At 41.4% G+C, this 13,124-nt stretch carries 8 protein-coding genes; 5 read left to right on the forward strand and 3 right to left on the reverse strand.

Annotated elements, in window-relative coordinates:
• The first annotated feature begins 164 nt into the window (after window positions 1–164).
• Complete coding sequence (locus tag CDOMC_RS04720) at window positions 165–2,741, forward strand: ATP-dependent Clp protease ATP-binding subunit (RefSeq protein ID WP_172128377.1); 2,577 nt, start codon at window positions 165–167, stop codon at window positions 2,739–2,741.
• Window positions 2,742–2,876: 135 nt separating this feature from the next.
• Here the strand turns inward: CDOMC_RS04720 and CDOMC_RS04725 are convergent, their stop codons facing one another.
• Window positions 2,877–3,944, reverse strand: coding sequence for a tyrosine-type recombinase/integrase (locus CDOMC_RS04725; RefSeq protein ID WP_172128378.1), 1,068 nt, complete (start codon window positions 3,942–3,944; stop codon window positions 2,877–2,879).
• A gap of 152 nt (window positions 3,945–4,096) precedes the next feature.
• On the opposite strand from CDOMC_RS04725, the gene CDOMC_RS04730 reads away from it, so the two are divergent.
• Together CDOMC_RS04730 and CDOMC_RS04735 are read left to right on the forward strand one after the other, a co-directional pair.
• Window positions 4,097–4,837, forward strand: a complete 741-nt coding sequence (locus tag CDOMC_RS04730) for a 4Fe-4S dicluster domain-containing protein (RefSeq protein WP_172128379.1) — start codon at window positions 4,097–4,099, stop codon at window positions 4,835–4,837.
• Between the two features lie 12 nt (window positions 4,838–4,849).
• Window positions 4,850–7,840, forward strand: a complete 2,991-nt coding sequence (locus tag CDOMC_RS04735; RefSeq protein WP_172128380.1) for a molybdopterin-dependent oxidoreductase — start codon at window positions 4,850–4,852, stop codon at window positions 7,838–7,840.
• Between the two features lie 76 nt (window positions 7,841–7,916).
• Here the strand turns inward: CDOMC_RS04735 and CDOMC_RS04740 are convergent, their stop codons facing one another.
• Window positions 7,917–9,119 carry an acetate kinase gene (locus CDOMC_RS04740; protein ID WP_172128381.1) on the reverse strand — a complete coding sequence of 401 codons (1,203 nt, stop codon included), beginning with the start codon at window positions 9,117–9,119 and terminating at the stop codon, window positions 7,917–7,919.
• Entirely contained in the window at window positions 9,116–10,498 is a 1,383-nt protein-coding gene (pta, locus tag CDOMC_RS04745) for a phosphate acetyltransferase (protein ID WP_172128382.1), read from the reverse strand. Before pta ends, CDOMC_RS04740 begins: the two co-directional genes overlap by 4 nt.
• A 73-nt stretch (window positions 10,499–10,571) precedes the next feature.
• On the opposite strand from pta, the gene flgH reads away from it, so the two are divergent.
• Window positions 10,572–11,276, forward strand: coding sequence for a flagellar basal body L-ring protein FlgH (gene flgH, locus CDOMC_RS04750; protein ID WP_172128383.1), 705 nt, complete (start codon window positions 10,572–10,574; stop codon window positions 11,274–11,276).
• A 156-nt stretch (window positions 11,277–11,432) separates the two neighbouring features.
• Entirely contained in the window at window positions 11,433–13,121 is a 1,689-nt protein-coding gene (locus CDOMC_RS04755; RefSeq protein ID WP_172129650.1) for an acetolactate synthase large subunit, read from the forward strand.
• Window positions 13,122–13,124 lie beyond the last annotated feature (3 nt).

The following is a 13,124-nucleotide window of genomic DNA, read 5'->3' on the forward strand; positions in this document are numbered from 1 at the left end:
AAAAAATTGTATAAAATGTCGCTAAATTTAAGCTATTAGAGATTTAAAATTTAGAAATAAAAAGCTTAATGTTTATATCGATATGTAATACATATACTAATGAAACTTGACAATACTTCACTAAAGTTATATAATACTATTATTATAAAACTAAGGAGAATAAAATGGCAAACATAGGTGAAAGTTTAACCGTACAGATGCAAGAAGCTCTTGAAAACGGTATAAGTTTAGCCATACACGCTAAAAATCCACAAGTCGTGCCTTTGCACGTTTTTTGGGGCTTAGTGACGGACTCGGCTTCCATACTAAATCAAGTCTTCAACCAGATGTCGATCTCAAAAAATGCTGTTGATTTGGAGGTTAAGAGTAAAATTTCAAGCCTGGCAACCAGCTCAAATGTAAGCAAAGAAAATGTCCAAATTTCTCGCGAACTTTTAAATTCGCTTGAGAGCGCAAAAGCTCTTATGGTAAGTATGGGCGATAGCTTTATAGCGGTTGATACTTGGATAATTTCCGCTTTAGAGCTTAAAGAGATAAGAGAAATTTTGGCTAAATTTACCGATATTCTTGAGATCAAAAAGAGTTTAGAAGTCATTAGGGCAGGGCGAAAGATAGACACTCAAACAAGCGACGAAACTCTTGATAGTTTGGAAAAATTCGGTATCGATCTAACAAAAAAAGCGATAAATGCCGAGCTTGATCCGGTTATCGGGCGAGATGAAGAGATAACCAGGATGATGCAAATTCTAATAAGAAAGAGCAAAAACAATCCTATCTTGCTTGGTGAGCCTGGTGTCGGAAAAACAGCTATCGTTGAAGGATTAGCTCAAAAGATAGTTTCAAAAGACGTTCCCGTAAGTCTTATGAACAAGCGAGTTATCGCGCTTGATATGAGCGCTCTTATTGCGGGCGCAAAGTATAGGGGTGAATTTGAAGATAGATTAAAAGCCGTCATAAACGAAGTAAAAAGCGCGGGAAATATCATACTTTTTATCGATGAAATTCATACTATCGTAGGTGCGGGAGCGAGCGAGGGAAGTATGGACGCGGCAAACATCCTCAAGCCTGCACTTGCAAGAGGAGAGTTGCATGCCGTGGGTGCAACGACACTAAAAGAGTATAGGAAATATTTTGAAAAAGACGCCGCACTTCAGCGCCGATTTCAGCCCATTGACGTAAAAGAGCCAAGCGTAAATGAGGCCTTGCAAATTTTGCGCGGTATAAAGGAGCGTTTAGAGGTTCACCATAGCGTAAGCATAACCGACAGCGCTTTGGTAGCGGCTGCAAAGCTAAGCGATCGATATATCTCAAACCGCTTTTTGCCTGATAAAGCTATAGACCTCATCGATGAGGCGGCTGCCGAGCTTAAGATGCAGATAGAAAGCGAGCCTTATGATCTGGCTAAGATTAAGCGCGAGATAGTAACGCTTCAGGTTGAAAAAGAGGCGCTCAAGATGGAAGATGAGACTAAAAACGAAGAGCGTCTTAAAGAGATAGAGAAAGAAATTGCCGATCTAAACGAGAAAAAGCAAGCTCTTGAAGTGAAATTTGAAAATGAAAAGAGCGTATTTAACGGAATTTCAAATGCAAAAAAAGAGATAGAAACTCTTAAAAACGAGGCTGAGATAGCACGTAGAAACGGTGATCTTCAAAAGGCCGCCGAGATAGAATACGGCAAAATTTTAGACGCTTCAAACCGCCAAAAAGAGCTTGAGATCAAGTGGGAAGAGATGAAAAAGGCGGGCGTTCTGCTTAAAAATCAAGTGGATGAAGAGTTGGTTGCGGGAATTTTAAGCAAGTGGACGGGAATTTCGGTTTCAAAGATGTTAACGAGCGAGAAGCAAAAATACCTGATGATAGAGGATCATTTAAGAGATAGCGTGGTAGGACAAGATCCTGCGCTTCACGCTCTAGCAAGAGCTATCAAACGAAATAAAGCAGGACTTAATGAAGGCTCTCGTCCGATAGGATCGTTTCTTTTCCTTGGTCCAACAGGCGTGGGCAAGACCCAGTCGGCTAAGGCTCTAGCTAAATTTTTGTTTGATGACGAAAGAGCGCTTATACGCTTTGACATGAGCGAATATATGGAAAAACATAGCGTCTCAAGGCTTCTTGGAGCGCCTCCGGGATATGTAGGATATGATGAGGGAGGACAGCTAACCGAGGCCGTTAGAAGGCGTCCTTATAGCGTGATACTATTTGACGAGATAGAAAAGGCGCATAAAGATGTGTTTAATATCCTGCTTGGCATTATGGATGACGGGCGAGCGACGGATAATAAGGGTGTGACGGTTGATTTTAAAAATACGATCATTATCCTAACCTCAAACATCGCTTCAAATTTTATCATGGATTTAAAGGGCGAAGAGAGAGAAGAGGCTGTTAAAAACGAGCTAAAAAGCTACTTTAAGCCTGAATTTTTAAACAGGCTTGATGATACTATCATCTTTAATCCGCTAAGCGAAGAAGGACTTGTTCAAATCGTAGCAATTATGTTTAAAGAGCTTGAAAAAACGCTTCTAAATCGCGGCATTAAAGCTAGCATGAATGAAGAGGCTAAGAAATTTATAGCAAAGGCCGGATTTGATATAGTCTATGGCGCTAGACCGCTTAGACGCGCACTTTATGAGTTAGTAGAAGACCGCCTAGCCGATATGATACTAAAAGATGAGCTTGAAAGCGGCGATGAGATCGTGATAAGCTCAAATGGTGAAGATATATCCATAGAAGTTTTAAGATAGTTTAAAGAGCCTATTAAAGGCTCTTTACTTACTCTTTATTATTTTGATTAGTCGCGATAACTTGCAGTAAAATTTGCGATACAAATAGCTTTTCTAATGAAATTTAATCAAAGCTGTTTTAAGCTTTAGCTTATCTTAATTTTTTAAATTCATATCCTCTGCGATTTGGGCTGCTAGCTTTAGTTTCTCGCTATCAAAATGCGTATAAATTCGCGATGTATTTAAGCTTGCATGCCCGAGTGCTTCCTGGACTAAAACGAGATCTTTTTGCTTTTTATATAACATTGTCGCAAAGGTGTGGCGAAGCATGTGAGCGCCGTTTTTTTCCTTGCGAATTCCGGCTTTAAACAAAATTTGCTCCACTATCCTGCTTACGTAAGCTTGCGTTAGGCGCGTACCTTTTTTGTTTATAAAGAGATAGCCTTCTTTATTTATATAGTTTATCGCTATCGCGTCAAGATGAGCTTCTATGAGGTGGCGCTTTATCATTACTATTCTGTATTTGTTGCCTTTGCCGCGAATTCTTATAGTGTATAAATCGCCATCTTCCGTTATATCCTTGCGCTTTAAATTCAGAACCTCGCTTACGCGAATTCCCGTAAATATTATCGTCTTTATAATGAGCTTGTTTCTGTTTGTATTTACCTTAAAGTCACTATTTTCGATAGCCTCTAAAAACCTCTTAACTTCCTCTTCGCTCATAAATTCAGGCAGTTTTTGTCCCCGCGTCCCGCTTATGCCGCCCCAGTTTTTAAGTGAGATATCGTATATGTGGGCTCTGCCGTCCTCTTCGTTTTGCTTATCTAAAAACGAAAAGAAATTTATAACCGAAATTCTGTAGTTTTTCTTGCTTGCATCTCTTAGTCCACCAGTCGTGCTAGCTAAAATTTCGCTTAAAAGCTCTTCGTCTATCTGTTTTAAACTCTCAAGCTCGTAAAAGCAAAGCGTCTCATAAATTTTTTTAAGCGGGTTAAAATAGGTATTTATGCCGGTAAGTCCAGCGTTTCTGGCTGATTTTACAAGTCCGTCAAGCTCGTTTATGCTCCTTACACTACGGCTTAAGGAATAATTTACGCTAGCAAGAGCTTTTGGGTCTCTTAGCTCTTTGTTTGAAAGCGAACTTAGTTTAAATTTAACGTATCTCGTTAGCCAAAAAAGAAATGACTTTTCAAAACTATCTTTACAATCAAGCGGGTATTTCAAATGTTTTCCTTGCGAAATTTTAGATAATGGAAATTATATCAAATTTATACACCTGAAAATATAATTAAAATAAAAAGTTAAATTTAACAATAACTTTAAGTTAATTTATGTTAAATTTCTCAAGTTTTAAACTTTTTGATAAAGGGGAAAAGATGCAATCAAGCCAAAATTCGCGTCGCAGTTTTATGGCTGCTGCGGGACTGTTTGTTGCGGCTACCGCTTTAAAAGCCGCACCGACTAAGTTTGAAGAGGGCAAAGGGGAGCGCTTTGGTATGGTGATAGACCTTACGCGCTGTATCGGATGTCAATCCTGTACTATGAACTGTGCTATGGAAAATGACGTTCCAGCAGGGATGTTTAGAACTATAGTTTCAGAATATGAAGCTTACGCAAAAGACGGTAAAAGAGCTGCTATGGCTTCACTTCCAAGACTTTGCAATCACTGCGAAAGCCCTGCTTGTATCGATATGTGTCCAACCGGCGCAAGTCATCAAAGAAGCAACGGTATCGTTAAGATAAACAGCAGCGAGTGCATAGGCTGTGCGCTTTGCGTTGAGGCCTGTCCGTATCACGCAAGATACTTTAATCCGACTACTCTAAAAGCCGATAAATGCACATTCTGTGATCACAGACTTCGTGCGGGACTTCTTCCAAGCTGTGTGGAAACCTGTGTGGGCGGAAGCCGTATAATGGGCGATTTAAACGATCCAAATTCAAATATCAGAAAATTTTTAGCAACTCACGAGACTATGGTTATAGATAGTCCGAAAAATACAAATCCGCAAGTGTTTTACTACTGTGTTAGCGAGGTTTTAACCAAAAACGACGTAGAAGCGGAGAAGGAAGCAGGCTATAAACGAGTCGTTCATTGGAACGAAGAGATAACGCTTTAAGAGGAGCTAAAGATGCAAAGACGAGATTTTATTAAAAAAGCTATGATTGCCTCGGCTCTTCCTGTGGCTGCCGTTGCAAATAAAGATGAAAAGATAGATGATTATAAGGTTCAAGGAAATTCTCATGAGCCGGAATTTAAAGTAATAGACGGTAAAGTCGTGATGAATGAAGGGCACTCGATAGTGTTTTCTATGTGTCACGGGTGCACTACAAAATGTGGTCTTAGGCTTCATATAGACGATAAAAACGATCGCGTTCTTCGCTCTGTGGGAAATCCTTTCCATCCGCTTGCAAATTTCCACTGGATGCCTTATAACACCTCTATAAACGACGCGCTAATAGCTACAACCAGAAGCGGCAATGACGATCAGCGAGCTACCGTTTGCGTTAGGGGCGCTATGCTTCCTGAGATGCTTTATTCGCCGATTAGAATTCTCTCTCCGCTTAAAAGAGTTGGCAAAAGAGGCGAGGGTAAGTGGCAGACTATCAGCTTTGAGCAGCTCATAGAAGAGGTTGTCGAGGGTGGAGATCTCTTTGGTGAAGGACACGTGGACGGACTTCGCGCTATCTACTCCGATGAGCTAATCGATCCCGAAAATCCCGAATACGGCACCAAACGCAACCAGCTCTTAAGCTTTTATCTATATGACGGCAGAAGCGATATTGTTGATAGATTTATGAAAAAGTCATTTGGCACCGTTAATCACTACTCGCACGGAGGAATTTGCGGCGGCGGATTTAGAGCGGGTGGTAAGATAGCTCACAATGCGGGTGGATTTGCTCATACTAAGCCTGATTACGAGCACTCTAAATTTAGCATTTACTGGGGAACGGCACCCGGCAATGGCGGAAATCCTTTCCAAAAGCAAGCTAAGATGGTATCTTATGCAAGAAGTTCGGACAACGGATTTACTTACGCTGTCATCGATCCGACGGTTTCAAATTCTATCAAATACGCCACAAGCGATAAGGCTCGCTGGATAGGCATAAAGCCTGGCATGGATTCAGCGCTTGCTATGGCGATGATAAGATGGATAATCGAAAATGAAAAATACGCTACAAACTACCTCATCCAGCCGAATTTAGAGCAAGCCAAGCTAGCAGGCGAAATTCACTGGTGCAACGCAACTCACCTAGTCATAACTCAAAAAGGACATAAAGACTACGGCAAATTTGCGCGAATTAATGACGAGTGGCAAGTATGCTCCCAAAGCGGTAAAATCCAAAGCTATAAAGTAAATGAGCCTGCTAAGCTCTACTATAAAGGCAAGATAGACATAAACGGCGAAAAAGTAGCCGTAAAAAGCTCTATGCAGCTTCTTAAAGAGTCAGCCTTCAAGCACACTATGAAAGAGTATTCGGAGCTTTGCGGCGTGAGTATGGATGATATACTTTGGCTTTGTGAAAATTTCACAAAAAACGGTCGCCAAGTAAGCACGAACGTGCACGGCGGCATGATGCACACGCAAGCCGCAATGAGCACTTACGCGATACTTTGTCTAAATACGCTTATGGGAACTTACGGCTACAAGGGTGGAAACGTAAACGCAAGCGCAGGCACGCATAAATTTATGAGCGGCAGATATGAGCTTGAGAAATTTGAGGGCGCATATAAGCCAAGCGGTGTGAATTTATCCCGCTCGGGCAAATACTACGAGACAAGCTCTGAGTTTAAGCGCAAGGTCGCAGCAGGTGGCACGGGCTATCCTGCACAGCAACCTTGGTATCCTATCTCTATGCCGCTTATCAACGAAACTCTTACAAGTCATGCGGTTGGATATCCTTATAAAGCTAAAATTTTCATCAACTACATGACAAACGTCATCTACGGACAAGCGGGGCTTGAAACGGCAGTGAAAGACTCTCTAAAAGATAGCCGTGATCTGCCGCTTTTCATCGGTATAGACGCGTTTATGAACGAAACTAACGCCTATGCCGACTATATCGTGCCTGACGGGTTAAATTTAGAAAACTGGGGTATGCCAAACGCACTTTGGGGAACTATAACTAAAACTTCAGTCGTGCGCTATCCTGCGGTAACTCCAAGACAAGATAAGGATAAAAATGGCACGCCGATAGATGTGGAGCTCTTTTATATAACTATCGCTAAAAAGCTTGGGCTAAAAGGCTTTGGCAAGGGTGCCTTTAAGGATAAAGACGGCAATGCTATGGATCTTGACACTAAAGAGCAGTTTTATGCTGCCGCACTTGCGAATTTAGCCTTTGACGGCGAAGCGGTAAGCGACATTAGCAAAGAAGATGCCGAGCTTAGTAAAATTCACAGAGTTATGCCAAAGATAGAAAAATACCTTAAAAAAGAAGAGGTGGCAAAGGTCGCTCACGTACTTGCAAAAGGCGGAAGATACGACGACTACGTCACGGCTTATAAGGGCGATAAAGCGACTGTAAAAGTGCCTGCGCCAAATCCCGCCTCGATATACTACGAGCCGCTTGGCGGACATCGCCACTCTATCACGGGCGAATACATGCCGGGAACTCCTACGCTGATGAAGCCTGTGGCAAGCGACGGAACTCCTCTTGAAAAATTCTTCCCGAAATCCGAGTGGAAGTATCTGGTAAGCTCGAAAAAATCAAACGCGCAGCACTACTACACTATAATGAGCGATAGGATGAGAAGCATACATCCCGTAAATTTCGTGCGTATCAGCGAAGATATAGCAAAAGAGCAGGATATCAAAACGGGCGATGAGGTTAAAGTCGTAACTCCATACGCAAGCGCAAAAGGCACGGCGTTTGTAACAAACGGCGTTGCAAAAGGCATTATAAGCCTTGAACACGGCTTTGGACATACTGAATTTGGTGCCAGAACTCACTATATAGACGGCAAACCGGCACTCAGGATAGAAGGAACAGAAGTGGGTATAAACCACAACCTACTTGGTCTGCTTGATCCAAAACGCAAGGGCAAATTTAGCCTTAACGACTGGCTTGTAGGCACCTGCGCAAGACAAGCGTTACCTGCAAATATCTATAAAATTTAGCTCTTTACGGACATTAGGCTAGCTTATTTGGCTAGCCTAAATTTATTTTATGTAAAATTATATGTATTTGTGTGATCTATTTTTTAGAAGACTCTATAACTCTTTTTGTCTCAAGCGCTATCTCAAGCTCTTCATTTGTAGGGATGATTAATGTTTTTATCAATGCTTTGTCAGCGTCTATACACCTAGCTCCGCTTGCTTTGGCGAAATTTAATTCGTGATCTATCTTTATGCCAAGATGCGCCAAATCTCCACAAACTTTCTCTCTACTGTATGGAGCGTTTTCGCCGATGCCACCTGTAAATATAAGCGCATCAACGCGCCCAAGTACTGCATAATAAGCACCGATATATTTTTTAATGCGGTAACAAAACATCTCAAAGGCCAGGTGAGCCCTTTCATCGTGTTCCATCTTTGCAACTACCTCTCTCATATCGTTTGAGCCACAAATTCCTAACAGTCCGCTCTTTTTGTTTAAAAAGGCATCTATCTCATCAGCCTTTAGTTCGCCTAAATTTAGCAGATAGGTTATAATCGCAGGATCCATATCGCCGCTTCTTGTGCCCATTATAAGCCCCTCAAGCGGACTAAGCCCCATGGAAGTATCCACACTTTTGCCATTTTGAACAGCACAAACAGAAGCGCCGTTGCCAAGGTGAAGCGAGATGGCGTTAAATTTACTATAATCTATGTCAAGCATTTGTGCGGCAGTCTTTGTCACATAGTGGTGTGATGTGCCGTGAAAGCCGTATCTGCGGATATGTAAGCGCTTGCAAAGCTCGTAAGGTAGGGCATATCTATAGGCATATTCAGGCATTGTCTGATGAAAAACCGTATCAAACACAACCACATGAGGCACCTTTTCGCCGCTCTCTTGCATGGCGTTTCTTATGCCGGCTAGATGTCCAGGATTATGAAGCGGGGCGAGTATTGAGTTTTGCTCTATTTTAGTGATCACATCTTTATTTACCAAAGCAGACTCTGTAAAACTCTCTCCGCCGTGCACTATCCTGTGTCCTATTCCGTCAAGCTCGCTTAGATCGTGCAGTATATTTGAAGCCACAAAAAGACTTGTCATCACCTCAAGTCCCTCGTGGTGATCTTTGATAGCTAAATTTTCCTCATATATCCTATCTTTAGCCGTATCTTTTAGCTTGGCGTATGAGCTATTTTCGCCTATTTTTTCGATAAGTCCGCTTGCTATGACATGATTGTCTTTCATGTTAAAAAGCTGAAATTTTATAGATGAGCTACCCGAATTTAAGACTAAAATTTTCACTTTTTCTCTCCTGCTTGTATTGCTGTTATTAAAACCGTATTTATGATGTCATCCACCAAACATCCTCTACTTAGGTCATTTACCGGTTTTTTTAATCCCTGTAAAATCGGTCCTATGGCTATACAATGACCGCTTCTTTGGGCGATTTTATAGCCTATATTACCTGAATTTAAGTTTGGAAATACAAAGACATTGGCGCGTCCCGCTACCTCACTATTTGGTATCTTTTTTCTAGCCACTCCAATATCTATTGCCGCGTCATATTGTATCGGTCCTTCAACCTTAAGCTCTGGCTCAAGCTCGTTAATGATCTTTTTTGCCTCTTTGATTAGATCTGTGTCACTTCCTTCGCTGCTATTTCCGGTTGCATATGAGAGTAGGGCGACTCTAGGCTCTATTCCAAACTCAACCGCTGTTTTAGCAGATGAGATTGCTATATGAGCTAGGGCATTAGCGTCCGGATTTGGGATTACGGCACAATCTGCATATATTAAAATTTCCTCGCCCATACACATTACAAATGAGCTTGATACCAATGGGCTATCAGGAGTTGTTTTTATGATTTGAAATGCCGGTCTAACGGTATCTGCGGTGTTTGTGCTAGCTCCGCTTACCATGGCATCGGCAAGCCCGGTTTGCACCATCATAGTACCAAAGTAAGTCTTATCCAAGATAAGCTCTTTTGCTTTTTCCAGACTCATTCCTTTATGCTTTCTAAGCTCGTAAAGCTCCTTTGCAAAGCTCTCTTGAAATACGTTTTTTTCTAAATTTATAAATTTAACTCCATTTAAATTCAATCCCAGCTCTTCGGCTCTAATTTTTATCATAGCCTCATCTCCAAGCAGGGTTAAATTTACAGCACCAGTTTGCATCAAAACCTCGCTAGCTCTTAAAATTCTCTCGTCGTTACTCTCTGGCAAGACTACGGTTTTTTTGTCTTTGCTTGCTGTCTCTATTAGTAAATTTTCAAATCTAAAAGGAGTGATTATGCTCTGTTGCGCTTCCAAAACCTCGTCCAAATTTGAACTTATAACTAAATTTGAGTTGATATTTAGGGCTTTTAGATTTTTTTCACTAAAAACAGGAGTGTTAAGATGCCTGGCAAGAAGTAAATTTAACTCAAATTTCCCCAAATTTGAGAATGCTTCAAAGGCTCTAACGACTACTAAATCATATTTTTTTTGCAGCCTGTTAAATTCTTTTATAATGCTTTTTATAAGCTCTTTTTCATGACCATTTTCAAATGCTACCGCAGCCTCTTTGGTGCATACAAAACCTCCTATCGGCTCAAATACGGTTACATTTTTAAATTTTGCTGATATAATTTCATAAATTTTTGAAAAATTGGCAGTTATTAGATAAATTCCTTTAGATTTCATCTACTCTCCTTAAATATTAGTGGAACTTTAATTGCTTAATTTTATCATAAATATTCAGATTAAGGTAAATTTTATGAATGCTAAATTTTATCTCTCCTTTGTTTGTGTATCACTTATTTTTAGCGGTTGCGTACCAAGTGCAGATCCTAAGATAGATATGAAGCCTCCGGTATATGTAGAGCAGTTGCCGGCAAAGCAGATAAATAATCAGCCAAATACGGGAAGTCTATTTGGAAGGGGAGATAATCCGCTTTTTTCAGATAGAAAGGCCATGAATGTCAATGATATAGTAACCGTAATAATAAGTGAAAGCGCAAATCAAAGCTCGAGCGGTAAAAGAAATACCAATAAAGATAGCACGATAAAGCTCTCAGGAGGTGTATTTAGCGCCGGCTCAGCCCCACTATCTACAGTAGCAAATCAGCTAAACAAACTTGGCGATATAGGTTTTAGTGCAGGCGGAGGTAATGAATTTAGTGGTGCCGCATCAAATAGCAGAACCGAAAGTTTTAAAACTACGATCTCTGCACGTATTATCAAGGTTCTTGAAAACGGAAACTACTTTATCGAGGGTTCAAGAGAGCTTCTTATAAACGGAGAAAAGCAGATCGTGCAGCTAAGCGGCGTCATACGCCCTTATGATATATCAAATTCAAATGAAATAGACTCAAAATATATCGCTGATGCAAAAATTTTGTATAAAACCGAAGGAGACGTTGATAAGGCTACTAGAAAGCCATGGGGATCAAAGCTTATGGAGGCTATCTGGCCTTTTTAACCTTCTCTGATGTGAAAGAGTAGGCTATTTTTTGCTTAGTATTATCGGAAAAGTAACAAATTGATATTTTAAATTAAATTAATATTTCGTTCTTTACGCCTTTTTAAAGCGAATAACCTTATAATATAGTTTAAATTCTCACAGGGGACTCTTATGATAAAAGGGATTTCAGGTTCGCAGATGATTAGCGAAGCATTACATAAAGAGGGTGTTGAGATAGTTTTTGGCTATCCTGGCGGTGCGGCGCTTAACATCTATGATGAAACTTACAAGCAAAGGTATTTTAAGCATATTTTAGTGCGCCACGAGCAAGCTGCCGTTCACGCAGCTGACGGCTACGCAAGAGCAAGCGGCAAGGTCGGAGTGGCTTTTGTAACGAGTGGTCCCGGATTTACAAATGCCGTTACAGGGCTTGCTACGGCGTATTCTGATAGCATTCCTATCGTGCTTATAAGCGGTCAGGTCGCAAGCTCGCTCATAGGCACTGATGCCTTTCAGGAGATCGACGCGGTGGGAATTTCTCGCCCCTGTGTGAAACACAACTACTTAGTAAATAGCATCGAAGAGCTTCCAAGAATTCTAAAAGAGGCTTTTTACATCGCTCGCTCGGGTCGCCCGGGTCCCGTGCATGTGGATATACCAAAGGATATAACGGCTGCAATTGGCGATTTTGATTATCCACAAGAGATAAAAATGCTAACCTATAAGCCTACATACAAAGGCAACGCAAAGCAGATCAAAAAGGCTGCCGAAGCGATATCAGCGGCAAAAAGACCGCTACTTTATCTAGGTGGTGGAGTGATAGCGTCAAATGCCAGTGAGCTTGTGAGAAAATTTGCTAAGAAGACTGGAATTCCTGCGATAGAGACTCTCATGGGGCTTGGAGTTTTGGCTCATGATGATGAAAATTTACTTGCGATGGCAGGTATGCACGGAAGCTATGCTGCAAATATGGCGCTAAGTGAGACTGACCTACTTATCGCGCTTGGAGCGAGGTTTGATGATAGGATAACGGGCAAGTTAAGCGAATTTGCAAGATACGCAAAGATAATTCACGTGGATATCGATCCAAGCTCGATCTCAAAGATAGTAAACGCGCATTTTCCGATAGTTGGTGATCTAAATTTCGTCCTTGAAGAGCTCATAGAAAAGGTCGAAGTAAACCCTGAAAATATCAAAGACTGGAAAGATATCCTCTCTCGCTACGACAAGCTAAATCCGCTTGCATACAGCGATAGCGATGAAATTTTAAAGCCGCAGTGGGTTATAGAAGAGACTGCCAAGATAGCGGGCGATGATACGATAATATCAACCGACGTAGGTCAGCACCAGATGTGGGCGGCGCAGTTTTATCCGTTTTCGCGACCAAGACAGCTCATAACTAGCGGCGGGCTTGGCACGATGGGATACGGTCTGCCTGCGGCGATTGGCTCAAAGTGTGCAGATCCTAAAAAAACGGTCATAAATTTTACAGGTGACGGATCAATCCTAATGAATATCCAAGAGCTAATGACTGCCGTAGAAAATGGCATCGCGGTTATCAACATCATCCTAAACAACAACTTTTTGGGCATGGTGCGCCAGTGGCAGACGTTTTTTTACGAGAAACGCTACTCCTCAACCGATCTTAGCGTGCAACCTGACTTCGTAAAGATCGTAGAGGGCTTTGGCGGAGTAGGGTTTGTCTGTCACACGAAAGATGAGTTTAGAAAGGCGCTAAAAGAGGCGATAAGGCTTCGCAAGATAGCTATGCTTGATGTTAGAGTCGATCGCTTTGAAGATGTGCTTCCTATGGTGCCTGCGGGGGCTGCTATATATAATATGATATTAAAAAGCAAGGAATGAAGA

Origin of the sequence: Campylobacter sp. RM16192 (genome assembly GCF_004803855.2) — a bacterium.
Classification (GTDB): Bacteria; Campylobacterota; Campylobacteria; order Campylobacterales; family Campylobacteraceae; genus Campylobacter_A.